Here is a 24963-nt window from a genome sequence, read left to right as displayed (position 1 = left end):
GCTCGCGAGCCTACGGCGTCGGGAAGGTGGCCAAAGAACTGGTCCCGATACTGCCCAGCCACACCTTCCCGTCCCGCTCACGAACCCCGGTCGGCATGTGGAACCCGGGGTGCTTGGCCCGGAGGTCGTGGACCAGCTTCCCGTCCTCGTCGTACGCCTGGATCTCGATGATGTCCGCGGCCTTCGGTTTCAGGGCGTCCGGCAACGACCAGACAACCTTGCGGAACACCGGCGGCTTGGGCAGCAGGAGGTCAAGTAGGGCGTTGCGCGGCGAGCCGACCGCGACCCAGATGAGTCCGTCGGACCCGCGCGCGATGTTGTCCGGCAGTCCAGGGATCGAGGCGATCTGCACGGGCTCGGCGCCGTCGGCCGTCAGGTCGAGCTTGTACAGGCCGTACGTCGCCGTCTCGGCCCAGAAGAGGGTACGACGGTCGTTGCTGAGCGCCACGCCGTTCGGGAAGGCCCGTCCGGTCGCGAGCCGGGTGAGCTCTCCGTCCGGGGTACGTCGGTACACGCTGCCGGTGGCGGAATGCTCGAGCAGGTCGGCCATCCACTCGTCGATGCCGAACCGGGTCGACGAGTCGGTGAAGTAGATCGTGCCGTCCTCGGTGACGTCCGCGTTGTTGCAGAACCGCATCGGGCGGCCGTTGATCTCGGACAGCAGCGTCGCGATCCGGTTGTCCTGATCGAGCGTCAGCAGACCGCGGTTCGCGTCGCAGATCAGCACCTTGCCGTCCGGCAGCCACTCCAGCCCGAGCGGCCGGCCGCCGGTGTCCGCGAGTGTGCTGATCGTCTTGCCGTCCGCGCTGACACGCAGGATCCGGCCGTCGTACAACCCGGTCAGGACGCTGCCGTCGGCGTCGATCAGGGTGTCCTCGGGACCAGCGCCCGGCAGCGCGATCACCTCGACGTCGACGGCGTCCGGTTGGCGCGCCGGCGGCGCGGGCGGCGGAGTCCAGCGAACGGGCGCGATCGACGATTTCATGCCGCAGACCTTAGCGTGCACACCCCCGGTCGTGGGGGGAACGGGAGCGGCCCGGACCAGGTGGGTCCGGGCCGATCGCGTCGTACCTAGAAGATCACTTCGCCGCGGGCGCGGCGGGCACGCAGCTTCGCGAGGGCTTCCTCGAGAATCTCCTGGGCCTCCTGCTCGGAGCGGCGCTCCTTCACATAGGCCAGGTGCGTCTTGTAAGGCTCGATCTTCGGCGGCGGGGGCGGGTTGTTCACATCGGTGCTGGTCGGCAGACCGCACCGCGGACAGTCCCACTCCTCCGGGATGGCCGCCTCGACCGCGAACCAGGTCGCGGTCTCATGCCCGTTCGCACAGAAGAAGACGATGCGCTGCCGGGGCGCGGTGTCGCCGCGCTCCGCCTCGCCCATCGGCCCGGCACCGACCCGGCTGCCACGAATCGCACTGCCACCACCAGCCACGGGAACCTACTCCCTCAGCCGAGCTTGTAGAGCAGGCCGACCGCGACGATGGCCGCGAACCAGACCAGACCGACACCGATCGTGATCCGGTCCAGGTTGCGCTCGGCCACCGAGGAGCCGCCCAGGCTGGACGACACACCGCCACCGAACAGGTCCGAGAGGCCGCCACCGCGGCCTTTGTGCAGCAGTACCAGCAGCGTCAGGAACAGGCTGCAGACGATCACTACGATCGAGAAAGCGAGAATCACGAGGAGTAGCCTAACTGAAGGTCCAGGTAACGGCAGATGCCGGCGAACTCGTCCACCTGAAGGCTCGCGCCTCCGACCAGGCAGCCGTCGACATCCGGTTGGGCCATGATGCCACCTGCACTGGCCATCTTCACCGATCCGCCGTAAAGAATCCGTACCGAGTCGGCGACCGAGGGTGAGATCGACTCCTCGATCCGGCCCCGGATCGCGGAGATCACCTCCTGTGCGTCCTCTGGGGTGGCCACCTCGCCGGTGCCGATCGCCCAGACCGGCTCGTACGCGATGACCAGCTTGCGGACGTCCTCCGGCTTGAGACCGGCCAGCGCGGCGTCGACCTGAGCCAGGCAGTGCGCGACGTGGCCCTCGGCCTTCCGGACCTCCAGGCCCTCGCCGACACAGACGATCGGGATCAGCCCGGCCTCGAGCGCCTTGGCAGTCTTGGCGTTGACGAGCTCGTCGGTCTCGTTGTGGTACTGCCGGCGCTCGGAGTGACCGGTGAGCACGTAGGTGCAGCCCAGCTTGGACAGCATCGCGGCCGAGATCTCGCCGGTGTACGCGCCGGCGTCGTGCGTCGAGACGTCCTGCGCGCCGTACTTGATCTTCATCCGGTCACCGTCGACCAGCGTCTGCACGCTGCGGATGTCGGTGAACGGCGGCAGCACCGCGACCTCGACCCGCTCGAAGTCGTGCTTCTTGTCCTGCAGCGTCCACGACAGCTTCTGCAGCAGGTGCACGGCCTCGACATGGTTGAGGTTCATCTTCCAGTTGCCCGCCATCAACGGCGTACGGGCAGCATCTGCCATCAGAGTCAGTCCTCTTCCAGTACTGCGAGACCCGGGAGCTCTTTGCCCTCGAGGTATTCGAGCGACGCGCCACCACCGGTGGAGATGTGCCCGAACTGGTCGTCGGCGAAGCCTAGCTGCCGTACGGCGGCCGCGGAGTCACCGCCACCGACGACGCTCAGCCCGTCCACCTCTGTCAACGCCTGCGCGACGGCCTTGGTTCCAGCGGCGAACGCGGCCATCTCGAACACACCCATCGGACCGTTCCAGAACACGGTCCTGGCGCCGGCGATCTCGGCCGCGAAGGCCTTGCCGGACTCCGGACCGATGTCGAGGCCGAGCTGGTCGGCCGGGATCGCGTCCGCGGCGACGACGGTCGCCGGGGAGTCGGCCTTGAACTCGGGCGCGACCACGATGTCGGTGGGCAGCACGATCTTGTCTGCGCCCTCCTTCAGATAACCGCGGACGACGTCCAGCTGGTCTTCCTCGAGCAGGCTCTTGCCGACCTCATGGCCCTGCGCCTTCAGGAACGTGAAGACCATGCCGCCGCCGATCAGCAGCTTGTCAGCCTTGGCCAGCAGGTTGTCGATCACCGCAAGCTTGTCCGACACCTTCGCGCCGCCGAGCACGACGACGTACGGGCGGGCCGGGTCCTCGGTCAGCTTCTTGAGCACCTCAACCTCGGCGAGCACCAGCCCACCGGCGGCGTGCGGCAGCTTGCGCGCGACGTCGTACACACTGGCTTGCTTGCGGTGCACGACACCGAAGCCGTCGCTGACGAAGACGTCGGCGAGGGCCGCCAGCTCTTCGGCGAGCGCCTCGCGCTGCGTGTTGTCCTTGCTCTCCTCGCGCGGGTCGTACCGCACGTTCTCCAGCAGCAGGACCTCACCCTCGTCCAGCTCCTGCACCGCCTCCTGCGCGCTCTCGCCGGTGACGTCGGTCGCGAAGCGCACGGTGATGCCCTCGGGCTGCAGCAGCTCACCGAGCCGCGTGGCCACCGGGGCCAGCGTGTACGCCGGGTTCGGCTCGCCCTTGGGACGGCCGAGGTGCGCGGTGACGATCACCTTGGCGCCGGCCTTGGCCAGCTTGATCAGCGTCGGCAGCGAGGCCCGGATCCGCCCGTCGTCGCCGATCACGCCGTCCTTGATCGGCACGTTCAGATCGGACCGGACCAGCACCCGCCGGCCGGCCAGGTCGCCGAGGCCACCAATAGTTGACAGAGCGATGGTCTTCACAGTTCAGCTTCCTCAGATGAACGAGCTTGCGCCCGAAGAAGCACCAGGCTCTCTTCGGACGCAAGCGGTGGGAGCGTCAGAGCGAGGCGCCGACGTAGTTGACCAGGTCGACGAGGCGGTTCGAGTAACCCCACTCGTTGTCGTACCAGCCGACGACCTTGACCTGGTTGCCGATCACCTTGGTCAGGCCCGAGTCGAAGATGCAGGAGGCCGGGTCGGTGACGATGTCGGTCGAGACGATCTCGTCCTCGGTGTAGGTCAGGTAGCCCTTCAGCGAGCCCTCGGCCGCGGCGGCCTTGTAGGCCTCCTTGACCTCGTCCACGGTGACGTCGCGGCCGACCGTGACGGTCAGGTCGGTGGCCGAGCCGGTCGGGACCGGTACGCGCAGCGCGAAGCCGTCCAGCTTGCCCTTGAGCTCCGGCAGCACCAGGCCGATCGCCTTCGCGGCGCCGGTCGAGGTCGGCACGATGTTCAGCGCGGCGGCGCGGGCGCGGCGCAGGTCCTTGTGCGGACCGTCCTGCAGGTTCTGGTCCTGGGTGTACGCGTGGATCGTGGTCATCAGACCACGCTCGATCGTGAACGCGTCGTTCAGGACCTTGGCCAGCGGGGCGATGCAGTTGGTGGTGCACGACGCGTTCGAGATCACGGTGTGCTTGTCGGCGTCGTACAGCTGGTGGTTGACGCCCATCACCACGGTCAGGTCCTCGTTCTTCGCCGGGGCGGAGATGATGACCTTCTTGGCGCCGTTGTCGGCGTGGGTCTTGGCCTTGGTGGCATCGGTGAAGAAGCCGGTGGACTCGATCACCACGTCGGCGCCGACGTCGGACCACTTCAGGTTCGCGGGGTCGCGCTCGGCGAACGCCTTGAAGCTGTGGCCCGAGACGGTGATCTCGTCGTCGGTCGCGGAGACCTCGCCCGGGAAGCGGCCCAGAATCGAGTCGTACTTCAGCAGGTGAGCGAGGGTCTGATTGTCGGTCAAGTCGTTGACGGCGACGACCTCGATGTCGGCACCGGACGCCTGCGCGGCGCGGAAGAAGTTACGGCCGATCCGGCCGAAGCCGTTGATACCTACGCGTACGGTCACGGGACTGCGTCTCCTCAAACTAGCTTTCGAGCACTGCCGCTACAGCCCGAACATTAGCCCAACAGCCCACCTGGCCAACTGGTAGCGTCCACATCAGACCACCCTGACTGATCAGTAGCTCCCCGAACAGACCACCGCACGCACAACGGCCCCGGAAACCTCCCGGGGCCGCCAGATGTATACCAGTCAACCAGCTGGTGCCTCAGCCAAGCCCGAGAGCAGGCTTCGCGGCCCGAGAACCAGCCCCACTCTCCTGCGCGCCGGCCGCGGTCCCCTCCGGCTTGCTGACACCACCGAGAGGCGCCTGCCCACTGTTCAGCAGGTCACGCGCAAACGCCACATCCCCGGCCTGGCCGACCCGCAACGCACCGGCAACTTTGTCCATCCCGCTCTGCGGCGCGGCCTGGAATCCGTCGTCCGGCCAGTTCGCCACCGCCGGCTCGCCGGCGACCATGTTGCCTTGCTTCTGCTCGGCTGCCTTTCGGGCAGCATCCTCGGCGGCCAGCCTGGCAGCCTCGCGCGCGATCGACTCCTGGTTGATCCGGTCGAGCGCTGCTTGTTCTTCTGCAGTGGTACCCATGCGTCCTCATCTGTTCATCGGATGGAAACCCCCGTAGGGCAATCCAACCAACGCGGCAAGGTAGGCGCAGGCGGCCGTTGATAACGATCTGGTTAGGCCGGGTCGAGCATCTCCGGGGTGAGGTTGGCTTCGGTGTTCGGTACGCCGAGGTCGCTGGCGCGCTTGTCCGCCATCGCGAGCAAACGGCGGATCCGGCCGGCCACCGCGTCCTTGGTCAGCGCCGGCTCGTGGAGCTGGCCGAGCTCTTCGAGGCTGGCCTGCTTGTGCTCCAGCCGCAGCTTGCCCGCCACCTGCAGGTGATCCGGTACGTCGTCGCCGAGAATCTCCAGCGCCCGCTCGACCCGCGCACCAGCCGCGACCGCAGCGCGGGCGGAGCGGCGCAGGTTCGCGTCGTCGAAGTTCGCCAGCCGGTTCGCGGTCGCGCGAACCTCGCGGCGCATCCGGCGCTCTTCCCAAGCCAGCACTGACTCGTGCGCGCCGAGCCGGGTCAGCAGGGCGCCGATCGCGTCGCCGTCGCGGATCACCACGCGGTCCACGTTCCGGACCTCGCGGGCCTTCGACCCGATGCCGAGCCGCCGGGCCGCGCCGACCAGCGCGAGAGCAGCCTCCGGGCCGGGGCAGGTCACCTCGAGCGACGACGAACGGCCGGGCTCGGTCAGCGAACCGTGCGCCAGGAAGGCGCCCCGCCAAGCAGCCACCGCGTCACAGGAAGCCCCGGACACGACCGCCGGCGGAAGACCGCGGACCGGCCGGCCGCGGTTGTCCACCAGCCCGGTCTGCCGGGCCAGCGCGTCACCGTCGCGGACCACGCGAACGACGTACTTCGTCTGCTTGCGGATGCCGGACGGCGAGATCACCACCACGTCCGACGGGTGACCGAAGATCTCGGCGATGTCCTTGCGCAGCCGTCGTGCCGCGGCGCCGCTGTCCAGCTCGGCCTCGACGACGATGCGTCCCGACACCAGGTGCAGCCCGCCCGCGAACCGCAGGATCGACGACACCTCGGCCTTGCGGCAACACGGTTTCGTCACCTGAATACTGGTCAGCTCGGACTTCACCTGTGCTGTCATCGCCATGAAGGCCATCCTCCCACCCATGTCAAAGACCCTTGGATCACCAACGGGCGCCAGCGGCCGTGGTTACGGGGTCTTGCAACCTTCCGGGGGTCCGGTCGCGTTACCTCGGCGACAATCCGAGAGGAGGCGTATGAAGGCATCGGACGAAGCCGAGTTCACCGAGTTCGCCGCGGCCATGGTCCGTCGGCTGCGAAGAACGGCGTACCTGATGTGCGGCGACTGGCATCGCGCCGAGGACGCCGCCCAGGACGCCCTGGTGAAGGTGTACCGCCGCTGGCACCGGATCAACCGCACCCAGGGCCTCAACAGCTACGCCCACCAGTGCCTGGTCACGTCGGTCTTCGACCAGTACCGCAAGCCGTGGCGCCGCGAGCGGCTCGCCGACACCGACGACCTGGACCGGGCGCTCCCCGACCCGGCCGGCATCGTCGACGACCGGATGTTCGTCGTCGAGGCCCTCGCCGCGCTGCCGCCGAGCCAGCGCGCCTGCGTCGTACTACGCCATTACAGCGATCTGAGCCTCGAACAGACCGCCGCCGTACTCGGCATCGGCACCGGCGGGGTGAAGAGCCAGACGTCGCGAGCTCTCGCCCGTCTTCGCGAACTTCTCGACCAGACCGAAAGGAGCGCCTTGTGAACAACGACATCGAACACCTGCTGGCGACCGCCGCCGACGATACCGACCGGCCGCTGAAGACCGACGTCGACGACCTGCTGGTCCGCGCCCGCCGTTCGGTCCGCCGAACCCGGATCGCAGCAGCGTCGACCGCAGTCCTCACCACAGCCACGATCATCGGCGGCGTCGCCGTCTGGTCCGGCGGCGTTCCGAACACAGCCCAGCCGGCCGGCGGACCGACGAACACTGTCGCGATCGACCCCGACACCGGCAAACCGATCGCGCCCCCGCCTCCGGTGAGTCCGGTGAGCGACCGCGAGGTCATCGGGCGATGCATGGCGAAGGAGACCGAGTTCAACCGGGCGATGCACCGCGACCCGGCGAGCGTCGCCGGAGGCCCGCTCACCTTCAAGTGGACTGTCGCAGTCAAATCGAGCGATGCGCACGTTCTCGAAGCGATTCTCGTCGCGCCCGGCAGCGGTGTCGCGGACGTCTGCTATATCAACTCCACACCGGGTTCCCCGAGCTGGAGCGGCCAGAGACCTCGCCTGACCCAGCCGCCTGCGAGCGGAACTGTCTACCGCGCCGGCTATATCCAGGGCGTCAGGGTCCCCAGCGAGGTCACCAAGGTCCTGGTCGACGTGCCCGGCGAACCGCAGGTCCGGCAGGCCCGGATGGGCGCCGACGGCTTCTACACGCTCGGCGTGACTCCTAGCCGGGGGCCAGGCAGTCCGCCCGCCCCGAAGACGAAACCCCGGATCCGCGGGTACGCCGCCGACGGCCGGAAGGTCCTCGACCGGGTGCTGCCCTTCATCGTGCACGGGATGCCGCCGGTCCCCCAGCGCTGATCAGCTGAAGATCTCGCGGTAGACCTTGGCGAGTTTGTCCGGGGCGTGGTGGAGGTCGCGGTCGTCGTCGGCGATGTCGGCGATGACCAGCTCGGCCCCGAGGGATTGCGCCGTACGGCGGAGTGACTCGGGGTCGGGTACGTGGCCGGTGTCGGCGAGCACGACGTCGATCCGGAGGTCGGGCGCGTGCGCGGCCAGCACCTCCAGGTGGGTCTCGGGCGAGAACCCGTCGGTCTCACCCTTCTGCTCCCCCAGGTTGAGCGTCACCAGCCGGCGGGCGCTCGTCTGCTCGAGACCGCGGGACAGCTCGGGAACCAGCAGATTCGGTATGACGGACGTGAACCACGACCCCGGACCGACCACGACCCAGTCGGCCTCCGCGATCGCGACCAGCGCCTCGGGACAAGCGGGCGGGTCGGCCGGGTCAAGCGCGACGCCGACCACATGCCCGTTGGTCGTCGCGACCTCGGCCTGACCACGGATCTCGGTGATCGCCTCGGGACGTGCCGGGTCCAGCCCAAGCACCCGCGCGGTGATGTCCAGCGGCACCGAGGACATCGGCAGTACTCGCCCCTGCGCACCAAGGAGTCGGCCGACCCAATCGAGCCCGTCGACGGCCTCGCCGAGCAGCTCCCACAACGCGACGATCAGCAGGTTGCCGACCGCGTGGTCGTGCAGCTCACCGTTGCTGCGGAAGCGATGCTGCAGTACGTCGGCCCAGGTACGACCCCACTCGTCATCGCGACACAAAGCGGCGAGGGCCATCCGCAGATCGCCTGGCGGTAGTACGCCGAGCTCCTGACGCAGGCGCCCGGACGAACCGCCGTTGTCGGCGACGGTGACCACAGCGGTCAGGTGGTCGGTGACGTGACGAAGTGCGGACAGGGAGGCCGCCAAGCCATGTCCCCCACCCAGTGCGACAACCCGAGGGGCTCGACTCACTCCCGCCCCAGATCCCGGTGTACGACCAACGTCGGTGACCCCTTCTCGCGCAGCCGCCGGGCGATCTCCTCGGCCATCGCGACACTACGGTGCTTTCCCCCGGTACAGCCGATCGCGACGGTGACGAAACGCTTGCCCTCGTTCAGGTAGCCGGTCCGCAGGGTGTCCAGCACGTCCACGTAGTTCTGCAGGAACTGCTGGGCCAGCGGATGGCCGAGCACGAAGTCTGACACAGGCTTGTCCTGCCCGGTCATCGGGCGCAGGTCCGGTTGCCAGTACGGGTTCGGGATGAAGCGCATGTCGGCGACCACGTCGGCGTCGACCGGGATGCCGTACTTGAACCCGAACGACACCACCGTCGCCCGCAGCTCGGCGTTCTCCTCGTCGCCGAACGCGTTCACGATCTTCGCGGCCAGCTGGTGGATGTTCAGGCTCGAGGTGTCGATGACCAGATCGGCGCCGGCCCGGATGTCGCCGAGCAGTTCGCGCTCGCGCTGGATGCCGTCCAGCAGCCGGCCTTCGCCCTGCAGCGGGTGCGGCCGGCGGACGCTCTCCTGGCGGCGCACGATCACGTCGTCGGAGGCCTCCAGGAACAGCGTCAGCGGGCGGTACCCCTTCAGCCGCAGGTCGTGGATGGCCGAACTCAGTTCCTCGAAGAACAGGCCGGTCCGGACGTCGACCACGACCGCGAGCCGGGGCGCCGCGCCGGTGCCGATGACCTGCTCGACCAGCGTGGTCAGGAACATCGGCGGCAGGTTGTCGACCACGAACCAGCCGAGGTCCTCCAGTACGTCGGCGACGGAGCTCCGTCCCGCGCCGGACATCCCGGACACGATGATCAGGTTGCCGCCCGTGTCATCCATCAGTTCTCAGTTCTCCCTGGGGTCCCCGTCAGGCGTCCCTGCCGGCGCAGGGACGTCGTCGCCCAGTATCTCGCCCGTAGCGGTATTCACCGACGGCGCGCGGCCGGTTTCCGCCTTCGTTGCGGCAGCGTTAACCGCGAGTACGACGGACTCCGCCGTACGGCGGCCGAATCCGGGCAGCTCGGCCACCTCGTCGATGGTCGCCGTACGCAACTTCTTGAGCGAACCGAAGTGCCGGAGCAGCGTCTTCCGGCGGACTTCACCAAGGCCGGGGACCTCGTCGAGGACGCTCTCCACCATCGACTTCGACCGCCGGTTGCGGTGGTGGGTGATCGCGAACCGGTGCGCCTCGTCGCGCAACCGCTGCAACAGATACAGCCCCTCGGAGGTGCGGGAGAAGATGACCGGGTCCTCCTCGTCCGGGACCCACACCTCCTCCAGCCGCTTGGCCAGACCGACCACCGGGATGTCGCCCAGGCCCAGCTCGTCCATCGCCTGCCGGGCGGACGCGACCTGCGGCGGACCGCCGTCGACGACCACCAGACCCGGCGCGTACGAGAACTTGCGGGCCCGTCCGGTCTCCGGATCGATCAGCGCCGCGGACGGATCTTCGTCCTCCTGCATCGTGGCCCGCTCGTCGAGCAGCCGCTTGAACCGCCGGGTCAGCACCTCAGCGATCGAGGCGACGTCGTTCTGCCCGTCGACACCCTTGATCACGAACCGCCGGTATTCACTCTTGCGCGGCAGGCCGTCCTCGAAGACGACCATCGACGCGACCACCTCGGTGCCCTGCAGGTTCGAGACGTCGTAGCACTCCAGCCGCAGCGGCGCTTCAGGCAGGTCGAGCGCGGCCTGGATCTCCTCGAGCGCCTGGTTGCGGGTGGTCAGATCGCTGGCTCGCTTGGTCTTGTGCATCGTCAGCGTCTGCAACGCGTTCCGCTCGACGGTCTCCATCAGCGCCTTCTTGTCGCCACGCTGCGGGACCCGGATCTCCACTCGCGCGCCGCGCGTCCGCTCGAGCCACTCGGTCAGCGCGGCGGCTTCCTCGGGCATCGTCGGGACCAGGATCTCCCGCGGGATCGCGTCGCCCGAGTCCCCGGCGTACGTCTGCTGGATGAACTGCGAGACCAGGTCGGCGGTGGTCGCCGTACCGTCGGCCTTGTCGGCGATCCAGCCGCGCTCACCGCGGATCCGGCCGCCGCGGACGTAGAAGATCTGCACCGCGACCTCGAGCGGGTCCTCGCTCAGCGCGATCACGTCGGTGTCGGTGCCGTCGCCGAGGACGACCGCGTTCTTGGCCAGCGCCTTCTCCAGGGCGGCGAGGTCGTCGCGGATCTTCGCGGCCCGCTCGTACTCCAGCTCGGCCGCGGCCGCCTTCATCTCCTTCTCCAGCCGGCGCACGTACGTCGCGGTCTGGCCGGACAGGAACGCGGCGAAGTCCTCGACGATCTTGCGGTGCTCCTCCAGGCTCACCTGACCGGTGCAGGGAGCGGCGCACTTGCCGATGTAGCCGAGCAGGCAGGGCCGGCCCATCTGGCGGTGCCGGTTGAACACGCCCTTGCTGCACGAGCGCATCGGGAAGACCCGCAGCAGCAGGTCGACGGTCTCGCGGATCGCCCAGGCGTGGCTGTACGGACCGAAGTACCGCACGCCCTTCTTCTTCTGGCCGCGGCCAACCATCACCCGCGGGTAGTCCTCGTTGAGGGTGATGGCGAGCCACGGGTACGACTTGTCGTCGCGGTACTTCACGTTGAAGCGCGGGTCGTACTCCTTGATCCAGGAGTACTCCAGCTGCAGCGACTCGACCTCGCTGCCGACCACGGTCCACTCGACCTTCGCGGCGGTCGTGACCATCGCCTGGGTCCGCGGGTGCAGGTTCACCAGGTCCTGGAAATACGACGACAACCGGGACCGCAGGTTCTTCGCCTTGCCGACATAGATCACCCGCCCGGCGGAGTCACTGAAGCGGTAGACACCAGGCGAGTCGGGGATCGACCCGGGCGCGGGACGATAGGAGGACGGATCAGCCACCCAACCACCCTAGTTCGGGTCGCCGACAAATCCGGAATTCCGCCAAAGTCTCTATCGCAAGTTCAATGACAGACTTGAAGGCATGATGATTGACGAAATGGATCAGGTGATCCGCGGCTACGACGGCGTCCGGGTGCTCGAGGGACACGACGACCTGTTCTACCTCTACGACCCGGCGGCCGACCTTCCGCCGGAACGTCAGCAGCCGTTCGCGACCATTGTCACCGGCGACCACTACGAGAAGGTCTCCCGGCTCGACGAGCCCGGGGCCTGGCGATTCAACGTCGCGCTCACCAAAGCGACGTACACCTCGCTGTTCGGTCCGGTGCCGACCGAGCGGGACGCCGACTGGGTGCTCGACTCCGGCCACGATTACGCGGCCCGCGACACCTTGATGCCGCATCCGTTCTACGCCTCGCAGTACTGGGTCGCGATCGTGAACCCGAGCGGTCTGGACCGGCTGCTCCCGCTGATCGAGGAGTCGTACGAGTTCGCCGCCCGCAAGTACGCCAACCATCAGGCCCGCCAAACCAGCTGAACGTTGCGGTCGTGTTGCGGGTTGGCTCATAAGGCTGGGTTGACCCCCGGCTGGGATGAGCGCGGTGCCTAGCGTGTGACTCAGGGTAGACGTGCAGGACCTTTGCGTGAGGCAACAAGGCCTTGCGCTGACTCGAGGGAGTTCCGCCCATGTCCCCATCCCTGAGCAGACGGCGCGCCCTATTCGGCGCGGTCGCGGCTTCGGCGCTCGCCGTCACCGGCGTCGTCGCCACCGCGGCCGGCAGCGACGCGGCGCAGCAGGCGCCCACCGGTACCGCGTCGATCCGCGGCGCCGGCAGTTCGAACGCGATCCCCGGCAGCTACATCGTCGTACTGGCAGGCCAACGGTCCCAGGCGCAGACCCGGGTCGCGACGCAGAGCCTGGCCACGAGCTACGACGTGAAGGTCAAGGACCAGTACGACGCCTCGATCAAGGGCTTCTCCGCCAATATGAGTGAGGACCAGGCGAAGAAGCTGGCCGGCGACTCGCGGGTCGCGTACGTCCAGCAGAACCAGAAGATCACGGTCAGCCAGGACGACCCGCCGTGGGGCCTGGACCGCGCCGACCAGCGGGATCTGCCGCTGGACAAGAAGTACGAGGCGTCGACGACTGCCGACAACGTGAACGTCTACGTGATCGACACCGGCATCTACGCCGCACACAAGGACTTCGGCGACCGGGCCTCGGTCGGCACCGACACCGTTGGCGACGGGCAGAACGGCGTTGACTGCATGGGTCACGGCAGCCACGTGGCCGGCACGATCGCGGGTACGACGTACGGCCTGGCCAAGGGCGCCAAGATCATCGCGGTCCGGGTGCTCGACTGCCAGGGCTCCGGCTCGACCGAGTCCGTCGTCGCCGGTATCGACTGGGTGACCAAGAACGCGAAGAAGCCCGCGGTGGCGAACATGAGCCTGGGCGGCGGCGCTGACGACGCGCTCGACGCCGCGGTGAAGGCGTCGGTCGGCGCCGGCGTCACGTACGCCGTTGCTGCCGGCAACGACAGCGCGGACGCCTGTCAGAGCTCGCCGGCCCGGGAGCCCTCGGCGATCACCGTCGGCGCGACCGACGACCAGGACCAGCGCGCGACGTTCTCGAACTTCGGCAAGTGCGTCGACCTGTTCGCACCGGGTGTCGACATCACCTCGGTCGGCATCACCGACCCGGACGCGACCGCGAAGATGAGCGGTACGTCGATGGCGACCCCGCACGTGGCCGGTGGGATCGCGCTGTACCTGGCCGACCACCCGGACGCGACGCCGGCCGATGTCGCGACCGCGCTCGTCGCCAACTCGACGTCGGACAAGGTCGGCGACCCGGGCGACGCCTCGCCGAACAAGCTCCTGTTCGTCGGCAAGGTCGACCCAGCGGCGAAGTGACCTGACCCATTTCATGGGTTGACCCACGAAGTTGGGGGTTCCCCACCCTGATTCAGGCTGGGGAACCCCCGACTTGCCTGGTGGACCTACCAATTTGGCTGGTTAGCCCAGCAAATGGGTCAGGCGGACTGGACGATGTTGGCGCCCTGGACTGCGACGTTGACCGCGGGGAGCGGTGAGGTGGCCGGGCCGTTGGCGACGCTGCCGTCGGCGATCTTGAACCGGCTGCCGTGGAACGGGCAGACGATCTGACCGTCCTCGACCGAGCCGACCGGGTTGCCCTGGTGGGTGCAGATCGCGGAGAAACCCTTGAACTGCCCGGCGGTCGGCTGCGTCACGACGACCTTCGCGTCGGTGAACACCTTGCCGCCGCCGACCGGGATCTCGGACGTCGGACCGAGCACCGTGCCGCCACCGGCCGGGGCGCTCGACGACGGCGCGCTCGAGGACGCGCCCGAGGTCGGGGTGGTCGCGGGAGCGGATCCGGTCGCCGACCCGGTGGACGACGGGGTCGAGCTGCCGGCGTTGTCGCTGCCGCCGCAGGCCGCGAGGATCGGCGCGCTGGCACCCGCCAACGCGACCATGGCCGCGCAGCGGAGCACTGCCCTCCGGTCGCGCAGACCGTCGGTCGCGGGGCTTGCCGCCGGACCGTCCTGCTGCGGAGTGGTGGGTGGTGCCATCGTGTCATCGCTCATGAATCTGGACCTCCAAGAGCCTGCTGGTCGAGTAGTTGAACGCTATACACCGAGTCAAACGACTGGATCAGCCGAACGGTTCAACCCTCGCCAGATTGAACCGCAGTTTGAAGGTTGGCTGTGAATCGGCTGGCAATCTGGACCGCGGACGGTAGGCACCTGGCCAGCGTCGACCTCACTCCTGACAGACTTTGGTCGTGAGGAAGGTCAAGGGATGACGGGCACAACCGACGACTCGACCGTCATCAACGCGATTTCGGACCTGGCGCCGATGTGGCTGCCGGGGTGCGTCGTCGATACCGCCGAACGGACGGTCGAGGTCGGCTGGGGTCGCGGCGCCCTGCAGATGTCCGCGGTCGTCGGGCTCGGCGAGATCATCGACCGCTGCGGCCAGGTACCCCAGCACCGCTGGGCCGAACAGATCGAGGCGTGGCTGCGCGCGGTCGTCGCCGAGGGCGAGCTCGCCACCGAGGAACACCGGTACGGCGACGTTGCCGAACGCCAGCGCGCCCTGCTCGTGCAGCGCGGCTGGTCCGCTCGGACGGCAGGTCCGGTCGCGGACGCGCTGATCCCGTTCGGCGACCACTTCGAGGTCGTGGTGTTCATCGGTACCGGTACGGACCTTCGGCGGCTGACCGTCGTACGGCGGTCGATGCTCGGGCTCGGGGATCCGAACGTGCCGTCTCCCGTTCAGCTCACGCTGCAGCAGATCTCCGACCTCCGGCCGGTCGAGCACGACGGATTCTCGGTGCTCAGCCGCGAGAACGATCGGCTGGTCTCGATGGCCGTCGTCGATCGGGAGCATTTGTTGCCGCAGACATCGATCGGGATGGGCGCGCTGATCGGCGTACCCAGGTTGAGCACAGTCGCGTTCTGTCCTGCTGATGCCGGTCAGGAGACCTCGAACCGGTTGGCGAAGTACGTCGCCGACACGTATCGGGGCGCACCAGACCAGTGCAGCCCGGATCTCTTCTGGTTGCAGGGCGACCGGATGGTGCAGGTCCCGGTCACGCTGGCCGAGCCGCCGACAGTCATGCTGCCGGCGGCCTTGCTACCGTCACCGCGCCGTACGTGGATCCGGCACCTGGTGCAGCAACTGTTCCGTCGCTGATCAGCCGGCGACGCGTTTCCTGGTCGCTGCCTTCTTCGCCGGCGCTGCCTTCGCGGTCTTCTTAGCAACCGTCTTCTTCGCAACGGTCTTCTTGGCGGCTGCCTTCTTCGCCGGCTTCGCTTCCACCGCCGCGGCCTGCTTCCGCGCGCTCGGTTTGGCCGCACGACCCTTCAGGATCTCGGCCAGGAACTGACCGGTGTACGACGCCGGGTTGGCCGCCACCTCCTCCGGCGTACCCTCCGCGATCAGCGTGCCGCCACGACGACCGCCGTCCGGGCCGAGGTCGATCAGCCAGTCCGCGGTCTTGATGACGTCGAGGTTGTGCTCGATCACCAGCACCGAGTTGCCCTTGTCCACCAAGCCGCTCAGCACGCCCAGCAGCTTCCGAATGTCCTCGAAGTGCAGACCGGTGGTCGGCTCGTCCAGCACATAGACCGTCCGGCCGGTCGACCGCCGCTGCAGCTCGGACGCCAGCTTCACCCGCTGGGCCTCGCCACCGGACAGTGTCGGCGCCGGCTGACCGAGTCGGACGTACCCGAGGCCGACCTCGACCAGGGTCGTCAGGTGCCGCGAGATCGCCGGGATCGCGGCGAAGAACTCGGCCGCCTCCTCGATCGGCATGTCCAGCACGTCCGCGACCGTCTTGTTCTTGTAGTGCACCTCGAGCGTCTCGCGGTTGTACCGAGCGCCGTGGCACACCTCACACGGGACGTAGACGTCCGGCAGGAAGTTCATCTCGATCTTCAGCGTGCCGTCACCCGAGCAGGCCTCGCACCGGCCGCCCTTGACGTTGAACGAGAACCGGCCCTGCAGGTACCCGCGGACCTTCGCCTCCGGCGTCTCCGCGAACAGCTTGCGGACGTGGTCCCAGACCCCGGTGTACGTCGCCGGGTTCGACCGCGGCGTACGGCCGATCGGCGACTGGTCGACGTGGATGACCTTGTCGACCAGCTCCATCCCGGAGATCTTCGTGTGCCGGCCGGGCACCGCCCGCGCACCGTAGATCTGCCGCGCCAGCGAGGTGTAGAGGATGTCGTTGACCAGCGTCGACTTGCCCGACCCCGACACCCCGGTGACCGCGACGAACACCCCGAGCGGGATGGTCACGTCGATGTCCTGCAGGTTGTTCTGCCGGGCGCCGTACACCGTCAGCTCGCGGCCCTCGGTCAGCGGCCGCCGCACCGGCGGGATCGGGATCTCCCGACGGCCGGAGATGTACTGACCGGTGATCGAGTCCGGGTGGTTGCGCAGATCCTCGACCGTGCCGGAGACGACCACCTGACCGCCGTGCTCACCAGCACCCGGACCGATGTCGACCACCCAGTCTGCGTGGTCGATCGTGTCCTCGTCGTGCTCGACGACGATCAGCGTGTTGCCCAGCTCCTTGAGCCGGACCAGCGTGTCGATCAGCCGCCGGTTGTCCCGCTGGTGCAGGCCGATCGACGGCTCGTCGAGCACGTACAGCACGCCGACCAGACCCGAGCCGATCTGGGTCGCCAGCCGGATCCGCTGCGCCTCGCCGCCGGACAGCGAACCCGCCGGCCGGCTCAGCGCCAGGTAGTCCAGACCGACGTCGAGCAGGAACCGCAGCCGCTCGCCGATCTCCTTGACCACCCGCTCCGCGATCTGCTTCTCCCGCGGGCTCAGCTCCATCCCGACCAGGAAGTCGTGCACCTCGTCGATCGACATCGCGCTGATCTCGGCGATGTTCTTCCCGCCGAGCGTGACCGCGAGCGAGATCGGCTTCAGCCGGGCGCCGTTGCAGGCCAGGCACGGGACCTCGCGCATGTACTCCTCGAAGCGCTCCCGGCCGGTGTCGCTGGACGCCTCCGCGTGCCGGCGCTCGACGTACGGGATCACGCCCTCGAAGCTCGTGTAGTACGACCGCTCGCGACCGTAGCGGTTCTGGTACGAGACGTGGACCTGCTTGTCGTGTCCGGTCAGCAGCGCCTTCTTCGCCTTCGCGGGCAGCTCACCGAACGGCGTGCTGGTCTTGAACTTCAGGTCCTTCGCCAGCGCGTCCAGCAACCGCTCGAAGTACTGCGAGACGTTCTGCCCCGACCACGGTTGGATCGCGCCCTCGTCCAGCGACTTGGACGGGTCCGGGACCAGCAGCTCCGGGTCGACCTCCATCCGGGTGCCGAGACCGGTGCACACCGGGCACGCGCCGTACGGCGAGTTGAACGAGAACGACCGCGGCTCGAGCTCGTCGATGGCGAGCGGGTGATCGTTCGGGCAGGCGAGCTTCTCGGAGAAGCGACGCTCGCGGTGCGGGTCGTCCTCCGGCAGGTCGACGAAGTCCAGCACGAGCAGGCCGCTGGCCAGGCCGAGCGCGGTCTCGACCGAGTCGGTCAGCCGCCGCTTGGCGGACTCCTTCACCGCGAGCCGGTCGACGACCACCTCGATGTTGTGCTTCTTCTGCTTGTCGAGCTTCGGCGGGTCGGTGAGCTGGATCGTCTCGCCGTCCACCCGGGCCCGCGACAGTCCCTGGCCGCTGAGCTGGCGGAACAGGTCCAGATACTCCCCCTTGCGGCCGCGGACGACCGGGGCGAGCACCTGGAACCGGGTGCCCTCCTCCAGCTCGAGCACACGGTCGACGATCTGCTGCGGCGTCTGCCGCGCGATCGGCTCGCCGCACTCCGGGCAGTGCGGCCGCCCGGCGCGGGCGAACAGCAGCCGGAGGTAGTCGTACACCTCGGTGATCGTGCCGACGGTCGACCGCGGGTTGCGCGAGGTGGACTTCTGGTCGATCGAGACGGCCGGCGACAGCCCCTCGATGAAGTCCACGTCAGGCTTGTCCATCTGGCCGAGGAACTGACGGGCGTACGCCGACAGCGACTCGACGTACCGCCGCTGGCCCTCGGCGAAGATCGTGTCGAAGGCCAGGCTGGACTTGCCGGACCCGGAGAGTCCGGTGAAGACGATCATGGCGTCCCGCGGCAGGTCGACCGAGACGTCTTTCAAGTTGTGCTCGCGTGCTCCACGCACGATCAGACGGTCAGACACAAGCTCACTCTCAGCCGTTCTCGAGGGTATTCGGGTAGTTCTCTGCCAGGTTCTCTGCCATGCCCGGTCATGCTAACGAGGCCCACCGACAAAACTTCCGCTGCCAGATCCGGACGGCGCCTTCGAAAGTATATTCGATCGCTGAGGGTGGTTCGCGCAACCGGCTGCCAACAGTGCAAGGATCGGCGGTAGCACCGACATCCAGGGAGAGGGCGCATGCCGGAGTACCACGGAAACGTCAAGGTCGGCGGACCCGCGCAGACACACGAGCTGGCGCGGCTGATGATCACCAAGGTCGCCGTCGGGCCGATGGACAACAACGCCTACCTGCTGCGCTGCCGGCAGACCGACGAGCAGGTCCTGATCGACGCCGCGAACGAGGCGGACACACTGCTCCGGCTGATCGGCGACGGCGGCCTCGCACGAGTCATCACCACGCACCGCCACCAGGATCACTGGGAGGCGCTGGCCGAGGTCGTCGCCCGGACCGGCGCGACCACTGTCGCCGGGCGGTACGACGCCGAGGGCATCCCGGTCCCGACCGACCAGCTCGTCGACGACGGCGACCACATCGCCGTCGGCGACTGCAGCCTTCGCGTGATCCGCCTCGTCGGCCACACACCGGGCTCGATCGCCCTCGTATACGACGACCCCGACGGCGCACCGCACCTGTTCACCGGCGACTCGCTCTTCCCCGGCGGCATCGGCAACACCCAGGGCGACGCCGAGCGGTTCACGTCCCTCATCAACGACGTCGAATCCAAGCTCTTCAACGAGCTCCCCGACGAAACCTGGGTCTACCCGGGCCACGGCTCCGACACCACCCTCGGCACCGAACGCCCGAGCGTGGCCGAATGGCGAGCCCGCGGCTGGTAGGCACTCCGCGTGTTCGAGTACCACGGCTGGGCCACGCTTCGGGACTCCCAGGACGCATTCGGCGGCAAGGCTGACGACCTGAGCCAGGCGGCGTACGACGCGGTGGTCCAGGAGATCGCAGGTGTGCGGAACGACCTGCAGACAGCCGACCTGCGGATCGCCAACGGGTCGGCTCACCTGTGGATGGCCGGGCTACGCAACCACCGCCAAGACGGCGTGATCGAGACGTTCCGAAGAATCGCCCGTACGGCGCCATGGTCGTATGGAATGCTCCACGTCTACGACGACGAAGCCCAGGGCGAGAACAAGAACCGCTGGGTCGTCTGGGTCATGAAGCGCGGCTCAGTGGCTCCAGAGGCAGACCCGTACCTCTCACCCCACGTCGGCGTCGTGGAAGACGATCTAGATGCGGGCGCGGGCGGCGTCTATCTGGGCGATGATTGAGGACGCTCCGGCTGACGCTGCCAGGGTGGATGCTTCGTCGGCCAAGGCGCGGGCGTCGGCAGTCCGGCCCTGGGCGATCGCCAGGTAGATCAGCCCGACCAGGTTCGCGGCGACTCCCGCGGTGAAGCCGAGCGTACGGCGGAGCGCGGTGGACTCCTCGAGGAGAGCGCGGGCGTCGTCGTACTCCCCCGCGACGTGTGCCGCGATGCCGAGGTGGCGGAGCGCATAAGACAGCGTGAGCTGGTCGTCGGTCTTGCGGGCGAGGTCGGCCGCCGCGGTGAGGAAGGGGACGGCCACCGGGTTGTCGTCGCGGACGACCTGGTGGAAGCAGCCGATCCAGAACTCCGCCTCGGCCTCGCCGCGCTCATTGCCCACCGTGCGGTACAGCTCGGCGGCTCGCTCGAAGGCCGGCAGCTCGTCCGGGTTCTCCACTCGGGAGTCGAGGAAGCGACAGTGCATGATGCGACCGCGCTGCAGCAGGAGGTCGGCTTCGATCGCGTCCAGCGTACGGTCGGCTTCCGCCAAACCGTCGTACTCGCCGTTGAAGACTGCTCGCTCGTATAGCTCCTGCACCCTGTCGTTCACCCGGTTGATCTTAGGGTGTGGGGATGAGTAACTTCGCCGACTATCGGCCGGATGCCGCCCGTCAGGAACTCAGTACGACGGTGGAGGTGCGGCCCGCGCGGGATGAGGATCTGGACGCCTGTGCAGAGCTGATCGTCACGCGTACCGGCGGACCCGCGGCCGCGCGCCGGGAGCGGCTCGTGGCCGATCTCCAGAATCCCGACCGCTACACGGTCGTCGCCTGCGTCGACGATCAGGTCATCGGGTACGCCGCCGTGATCCACCACGAGCTCTCCCCCACCGACCCGCCCAACACGGCACCGACCGGCTACTACCTCATCGGCCTGATCGTCTCGAAGGACTGGCGCCGCCACGGCATCGGCGAGCTCCTCACCGGTGAGCGGATGCGCTGGACCGCCGAACGCGCCGACGAAATCTACTACTTCGCCAACCTCGAGAACGGCGCGATCCGCGACCTCCACCAGTCGTCCGACTTCACCGAAGTCACCCGCGACTTCACCTTCCCCGGCGCCCCGCTGAAGCCCGGCACCTGCGCACTCCTCCGTGCAGACCTCAGCGGTCGGTGAGCTCGGCCGGGTAGGCGATCACGTCGACGAGGGCGTTGTTGCGGATTGCCGTCACCTCGGTCCGGCGGGCGATCGAGTCCTCGAAGAGCTGACGCTGCAGGGACTGGGCGTCGCGGAGCGGTACGCCGTTCACCGCGAGCACCAGGTCGCCCTGGCGAAGGCCCGCGGCGGCGGCCGGGCTGGCCGGGATCACCTCGACGACCCGGAGAGCCGTGCGTTGATCGAAGCGTTGGGCGAGCGCTGGATGCAGCGGTGCGGGCGTGGTGACGAGACCCAGGTACGCACGGCGCACCCGGCCGTCATGTAGTAGCGAGTAAATGATCCGGCGGGTCGTCGGATTCATCGGGACGGCCAGCCCGAGACCGACCCCGGCGACCGCGGTGTTGATGCCGATCACCCGGCCGTTGCCGTCGGCCAGCGCTCCCCCGGAGTTGCCCGGGTTCAGCGCGGCGTCGGTCTGGATGACGTCCTCGATGATTCGTTGGGCCGAGCCACTACGGACCGGCAACGAACGGCCGAGGGCGCTGACCACGCCGGCCGTCACGCTCCCGGCCAGTCCCAGTGGGTTGCCCACGGCAACCACCAGGTTCCCGACCTTCAACAGGTCGGCGTCGCCGTACTCCGGCGGATCCGGGATCTCCCGGTCGGCCCGCAGTACGGCGAGATCGGACAGCCGGTCGACTCCGATCACCCGGGCCTGTGCCGTCGTACCGTCGGCGAACTCCGCCGAGGCTTCCGAACCGTCGCCGACCACGTGGGCGTTCGTGAGCAGGTGCCCGTCGCCGGTCAGCACCACGGCCGAGCCGGACGAGTCGCCGCGCCGGCTGTGGATCCGCAGGCTCGCGACCCGCGGGATCAGGTGTTCCGCCACTCCCGAGACCACTCGGGAGTAGGCGTCGAGGACATCGTCCCCAGCAATCTCTTCGGCCATCTCGCGCCTCCTGAATTACATCATTACACCGCAATCAAGGCACGGCCACGGCGTGAAGCGGACCACAATCCTGACCGATCGGTTGAAAACTGGCCGATCGGTCAGGCAAGATGCTGACATGCCAGGTACCAGCCCAGTCACCACCCCCGCCCGGGAGCGGACCAGACGCGAGATCGTGCGGCAGGCGATGGACCTGTTCCAGGCCCGCGGCTACAACGCGACCTCGCTCCAGGACATCGCGACCGCGGCCGGCTGCTCGAAGGCGACGGTGCTGTACCACTTCAGCGGCAAGCCGGCCGTGCTGGCAGCCGTACTCGAGCCCGCCGCCGCCGACGTGGCCGAGCTCGTCAAAGCCGCCGCCGAGCTGTCCCGGGCCGATGCACAGGAGCTCGCCATCCAGAGCTTCATCGATCTCGCCGTCGAGCACCGCGGCGTCGTCGACGTGCTCCAGGACATCCTCCCCGTGATCGAGCAGATGCCCGAGGTCGGGAAGCTCGTCACCGACGGTATGCAACTGACGCAGTACATGGCCGGGTCCGACGACCCGCTCGAGCACGACCTGGCGAAGTTCGCGATCAACGGTCTGCTCGGCGAGTGCCGGCACTCCGGCGAGCGCACCGACGACGAACTCCGAAGACTCTGCGACATCGCCCTCCGGAGACTCCTCCGCCGCGGCTGAGCCCTGAGACCTGCAACCCGCCCTCCGCCGCCGGCGGACGATCAACCTTGCCCGTACGCCGTACCGACCCGAACGGATGCACTTCGCGATGGCCAATCTGCTGTACCGGCTCGGCCGGTTCTCCTACCAGCGCAGGCGGCTCGTGGCCGCCGTGTGGGCGCTGTTCCTCGTCCTGCTGGGCGTCGGCGCGCTCACCCTGGGCGGCAAGACCGCGAACACGTTCTCGATCCCGGGCACCGAGTCGCAGCGCGCGCTCGACGCGCTCAAGCAGGAGCTGCCGGCCGCGAGCGGCGCGTCCTCGACTGTCGTGGTGAAGGCGCCCGACGGCAAGACGCTCGCCGACCCGACGGTGAAGGCCGCGGTCGGCGTGACAGTCGCCAAGGTCGCCAAGGTCCCTGAGGTGATCGCGGCCGTCGACCCATTCACCAGCAAGGCGATCAGCCCGGACGGTAGGACGGGGTTGATCAGCGTCCAGTTCGACAAGCCGGCCGACGAGCTCTCGCACGAGAGCGTCGACGGGTACGACGGTTTGAGCGGACTCAGCTCGGGTGATCTCCAGGTCGTTCCGGGCGGGCAGATCAAGGCCGGCGTACCGGAGATCGGGGCGACCGAGATCCTCGGTGTCGCGGTGGCCGCCGTCGTACTGGTGGTCACGTTCGGGTCCTTGGTCGCTGCCGGGATGACGCTGGTCACGGCGCTGCTCGGCGTACTCGCCGGGATGGCCGGGTTGTTCATCGTCACGGCCTTCACCGATGTGTCGTCGACGGCACCGATCCTGGCGTTGATGCTTGGCCTTGCAGTGGGGATCGACTACTCGTTGTTCATCAGCTCGCGGCACCGGACGCAGCTGGCTGAGGGGATGGATCCGGAAGAGTCCGTGGCTCGGGCAACCGCGACGGCTGGGTCGGCGGTGCTGTTCGCCGGCGCGACCGTCGTGATCGCGCTGGCCGGGCTGTCGGTGGTCGGAGTTCCGTTCCTGACCGCGATGGGGCTTGCGGCTGCGGCGACGGTGCTGACCGCAGTACTGGTCGCGTTGACGCTGCTGCCGGCGATGCTCGGGTTCGTCGGGAATCGGGTGCTGCCGCGGAAGATCCGGAAGTCGCCGACCGCGGCGGTGCACAAGGAGGGGTTCGGTTTCCGCTGGGGCCGGTTGGTGACGCGGTTCCGCGTGCCGATCGTTGCTGTCGGCATCCTTGGGCTCGGCTTCCTGGCGATCCCGGTGAAGGACATGCAGCTGGCGTTGCCGGACGGCGCGTCGGCCGCGGCCGGTACCAACCAGCGCGTCGCGTACGACCTGACGGCCGCCGCCTTCGGACCGGGCGCGAGCGGACCGCTGGTGGTTGTTGTGCAGAGCAACGACCCGGCGACCTCGACCGCACTCGCACAGCAGGTGCTGGGCAAGGCGCAGGGCCTTCCCGATGTGGTCGCTGCACAGCCGGCCGCGGCGAGCAAGGACGGTACTACGCGGTTGCTGCAGGTGATCCCGAAGAGCGGGCCGGCCAGCGAGCAGACCTCTGATCTGGTCAAGAACCTGCGGACCGCGGTCAAGCCGCTGGCCACGGGCGACACGAGCATCTCCGTGACCGGCAACACGGCGGTCGGGATCGACGTGTCGAACAAGCTGTCCAGCGCGTTGCCGACGTACCTGTTCCTTGTCATCGGGCTATCGTTCCTGCTGTTGCTGCTGGCGTTCCGGTCGATCCTGGTGCCGTTGAAGGCGACGCTCGGGTTCGTACTGACGATCGGCGCGACGTTCGGGATCACGGTCGCGGTGTTCCAGCAGGGTCACCTGGCGAAGCTGGTCGGGATCGACTCCCCCGGTCCGCTGGTCAGCTTCCTGCCGATCATCATGATGGGCATCCTGTTCGGGCTCGCGATGGACTACGAGGTCTTCATCGTGTCCCGGGTCCGGGAGGAGTTCGTCCGCGGGCGGCACGCGAACGACGCCACCGTCCAGGGCCTCGGCCACGGCGCCCGCGTCGTCACCGCCGCCGCCCTCATCATGGCGTCGGTCTTCGCCGGCTTCATCCTGGTCGACGACCCGGTCATCAAGGCGATCGGCTTCGGCCTGACCATCGGCGTACTGATCGACGCCTTCGTGGTCCGGATGACGCTGGTGCCCGCCATCCTCAGCCTGCTGGGCGACCGGGCCTGGTGGTTCCCCAAGTGGCTGGACCGCCTCACCCCGCGCGTCGACATCGAAGGCGAGTCTCTTCGTGTCGACGAGGAGCCGGAAGAGAAGGAGTTGGCCGGCGTCCGCTAGAACCTGAAGAGGGGCACCGACTGAGTCGGTGCCCCTCTTTTACGGTCGGGCTGACAGGATTTGAACCTGCGATCTTCCGGCCCCCAGCCGGACGCGTTACCAATCTACGCCACAGCCCGCCACTCGCTCCCAGAGGATCGAGCGGAGTAAACCT

The 24963-nt window shown here is 68.2% G+C and carries 25 protein-coding genes and 1 tRNA gene; 10 read left to right on the top strand and 16 right to left on the bottom strand.

The genetic code is table 11. The annotated features are described in order from the left end of the window. Positions 1–10: 10 nt before the first annotated feature. The 8 genes from EV650_RS05265 to whiA all read right to left on the bottom strand — a co-directional run bounded on the left by EV650_RS05265 (position 11) and on the right by whiA (position 6436). On the bottom strand, positions 11–985 hold the full coding sequence (locus tag EV650_RS05265) for an SMP-30/gluconolactonase/LRE family protein (RefSeq protein WP_134115887.1): 975 nt from the start codon (positions 983–985) through the stop codon (positions 11–13). Positions 986–1071: 86 nt separating this feature from the next. Further along, complete coding sequence (locus EV650_RS05260) at positions 1072–1431, bottom strand: RNA polymerase-binding protein RbpA (RefSeq protein WP_134115885.1); 360 nt, start codon at positions 1429–1431, stop codon at positions 1072–1074. Between the two features lie 14 nt (positions 1432–1445). Then, entirely contained in the window at positions 1446–1679 is a 234-nt protein-coding gene (gene secG / locus EV650_RS05255; protein WP_134115883.1) for a preprotein translocase subunit SecG, read from the bottom strand. Next, positions 1676–2482, bottom strand: a complete 807-nt coding sequence (tpiA, locus tag EV650_RS05250; protein ID WP_134115881.1) for a triose-phosphate isomerase — start codon at positions 2480–2482, stop codon at positions 1676–1678. Before tpiA ends, secG begins: the two co-directional genes overlap by 4 nt. A gap of 5 nt (positions 2483–2487) precedes the next feature. Then, a complete protein-coding gene (locus tag EV650_RS05245) occupies positions 2488–3681 on the bottom strand; it encodes a phosphoglycerate kinase (RefSeq protein WP_134119901.1) in 1194 nt (397 codons plus the stop codon). A gap of 91 nt (positions 3682–3772) precedes the next feature. Then, entirely contained in the window at positions 3773–4780 is a 1008-nt protein-coding gene (gap, locus tag EV650_RS05240; protein WP_134115879.1) for a type I glyceraldehyde-3-phosphate dehydrogenase, read from the bottom strand. A gap of 202 nt (positions 4781–4982) precedes the next feature. Then, entirely contained in the window at positions 4983–5360 is a 378-nt protein-coding gene (locus tag EV650_RS05235) for a hypothetical protein (RefSeq protein WP_134115877.1), read from the bottom strand. Positions 5361–5452: 92 nt separating this feature from the next. Beyond that, a complete protein-coding gene (gene whiA, locus EV650_RS05230; protein WP_130448357.1) occupies positions 5453–6436 on the bottom strand; it encodes a DNA-binding protein WhiA in 984 nt (327 codons plus the stop codon). A gap of 130 nt (positions 6437–6566) precedes the next feature. Between whiA and EV650_RS05225 the strand changes: the two genes are divergently transcribed. Further along, the gene (locus tag EV650_RS05225; RefSeq protein WP_134115875.1) at positions 6567–7073 is read left to right on the top strand and encodes a SigE family RNA polymerase sigma factor; all 507 of its coding nucleotides are present in this window, start codon (positions 6567–6569) and stop codon (positions 7071–7073) included. After that, positions 7070–7900: a hypothetical protein gene (locus tag EV650_RS05220; protein ID WP_134115874.1), complete on the top strand. Its 831-nt coding sequence runs from the start codon at positions 7070–7072 to the stop codon at positions 7898–7900. Before EV650_RS05225 ends, EV650_RS05220 begins: the two co-directional genes overlap by 4 nt. Here the strand turns inward: EV650_RS05220 and EV650_RS05215 are convergent, their stop codons facing one another. The 3 genes from EV650_RS05215 to uvrC are packed head-to-tail and all read right to left on the bottom strand — an operon-like array spanning position 7901 to position 11736. Beyond that, the gene (locus tag EV650_RS05215; protein WP_134115872.1) at positions 7901–8842 is read right to left on the bottom strand and encodes a gluconeogenesis factor YvcK family protein; all 942 of its coding nucleotides are present in this window, start codon (positions 8840–8842) and stop codon (positions 7901–7903) included. Beyond that, positions 8839–9705, bottom strand: coding sequence for an RNase adapter RapZ (gene rapZ, locus EV650_RS05210; RefSeq protein WP_134115870.1), 867 nt, complete (start codon positions 9703–9705; stop codon positions 8839–8841). The genes EV650_RS05215 and rapZ overlap by 4 nt, the downstream gene beginning before the upstream one ends. Positions 9706–9711: 6 nt before the next feature. After that, a complete protein-coding gene (gene uvrC, locus EV650_RS05205; RefSeq protein WP_134115868.1) occupies positions 9712–11736 on the bottom strand; it encodes an excinuclease ABC subunit UvrC in 2025 nt (674 codons plus the stop codon). An 82-nt stretch (positions 11737–11818) separates the two neighbouring features. Here uvrC and EV650_RS05200 point away from each other — a divergent pair, with 82 nt between their 5' ends. Continuing rightward, a complete protein-coding gene (locus tag EV650_RS05200; protein ID WP_134115866.1) occupies positions 11819–12274 on the top strand; it encodes a DUF6194 family protein in 456 nt (151 codons plus the stop codon). Positions 12275–12423: 149 nt separating this feature from the next. Then, entirely contained in the window at positions 12424–13653 is a 1230-nt protein-coding gene (locus tag EV650_RS05195; protein ID WP_134115864.1) for a S8 family peptidase, read from the top strand. Between the two features lie 119 nt (positions 13654–13772). On the opposite strand, the gene EV650_RS05190 is transcribed toward EV650_RS05195, so the two are convergent. Beyond that, entirely contained in the window at positions 13773–14348 is a 576-nt protein-coding gene (locus EV650_RS05190) for a Rieske (2Fe-2S) protein (RefSeq protein ID WP_238174025.1), read from the bottom strand. A 214-nt stretch (positions 14349–14562) separates the two neighbouring features. Here EV650_RS05190 and EV650_RS05185 point away from each other — a divergent pair, with 214 nt between their 5' ends. After that, the gene (locus EV650_RS05185) at positions 14563–15459 is read left to right on the top strand and encodes a hypothetical protein (RefSeq protein ID WP_134115862.1); all 897 of its coding nucleotides are present in this window, start codon (positions 14563–14565) and stop codon (positions 15457–15459) included. On the opposite strand, the gene uvrA is transcribed toward EV650_RS05185, so the two are convergent. After that, the gene (gene uvrA, locus EV650_RS05180) at positions 15460–18465 is read right to left on the bottom strand and encodes an excinuclease ABC subunit UvrA (RefSeq protein ID WP_134115860.1); all 3006 of its coding nucleotides are present in this window, start codon (positions 18463–18465) and stop codon (positions 15460–15462) included. Between the two features lie 216 nt (positions 18466–18681). Between uvrA and EV650_RS05175 the strand changes: the two genes are divergently transcribed. Then, positions 18682–19341 (top strand): MBL fold metallo-hydrolase, encoded by a 660-nt coding sequence (locus tag EV650_RS05175; RefSeq protein WP_134115858.1) that lies wholly within the window; start codon positions 18682–18684, stop codon positions 19339–19341. A gap of 9 nt (positions 19342–19350) precedes the next feature. After that, positions 19351–19785, top strand: a complete 435-nt coding sequence (locus EV650_RS05170; protein WP_134115856.1) for an Imm7 family immunity protein — start codon at positions 19351–19353, stop codon at positions 19783–19785. Here the strand turns inward: EV650_RS05170 and EV650_RS05165 are convergent. Continuing rightward, positions 19744–20370, bottom strand: a complete 627-nt coding sequence (locus EV650_RS05165; RefSeq protein ID WP_238174024.1) for a tetratricopeptide repeat protein — start codon at positions 20368–20370, stop codon at positions 19744–19746. The genes EV650_RS05170 and EV650_RS05165 overlap by 42 nt on opposite strands. A gap of 23 nt (positions 20371–20393) precedes the next feature. Here EV650_RS05165 and EV650_RS05160 point away from each other — a divergent pair, with 23 nt between their 5' ends. Continuing rightward, on the top strand, positions 20394–20936 hold the full coding sequence (locus EV650_RS05160; protein WP_134115852.1) for a GNAT family N-acetyltransferase: 543 nt from the start codon (positions 20394–20396) through the stop codon (positions 20934–20936). Here EV650_RS05160 and EV650_RS05155 read toward each other — a convergent pair. Further along, positions 20923–21867, bottom strand: coding sequence for a S1C family serine protease (locus EV650_RS05155; RefSeq protein WP_134115850.1), 945 nt, complete (start codon positions 21865–21867; stop codon positions 20923–20925). The two genes, EV650_RS05160 and EV650_RS05155, sit on opposite strands and share 14 nt — an antisense overlap. Before the next feature lie 118 nt (positions 21868–21985). Between EV650_RS05155 and EV650_RS05150 the strand changes: the two genes are divergently transcribed. Together EV650_RS05150 and EV650_RS05145 are read left to right on the top strand one after the other, a co-directional pair. Continuing rightward, entirely contained in the window at positions 21986–22546 is a 561-nt protein-coding gene (locus tag EV650_RS05150; RefSeq protein ID WP_134115848.1) for a TetR/AcrR family transcriptional regulator, read from the top strand. 88 nt (positions 22547–22634) lie between these two features. After that, the gene (locus EV650_RS05145) at positions 22635–24809 is read left to right on the top strand and encodes an MMPL family transporter (protein ID WP_134115846.1); all 2175 of its coding nucleotides are present in this window, start codon (positions 22635–22637) and stop codon (positions 24807–24809) included. 45 nt (positions 24810–24854) lie between these two features. On the opposite strand, the gene EV650_RS05140 is transcribed toward EV650_RS05145, so the two are convergent. Then, a tRNA-Pro gene (locus EV650_RS05140) sits at positions 24855–24928 on the bottom strand. Between the last annotated feature and the right edge of the window lie 35 nt (positions 24929–24963).

Origin of the sequence: Kribbella kalugense (assembly GCF_004365875.1) — a bacterium.
GTDB lineage: Bacteria > Actinomycetota > Actinomycetes > Propionibacteriales > Kribbellaceae > Kribbella > Kribbella kalugense.
This window is presented reverse-complemented; position numbering and strand designations above follow the sequence as displayed.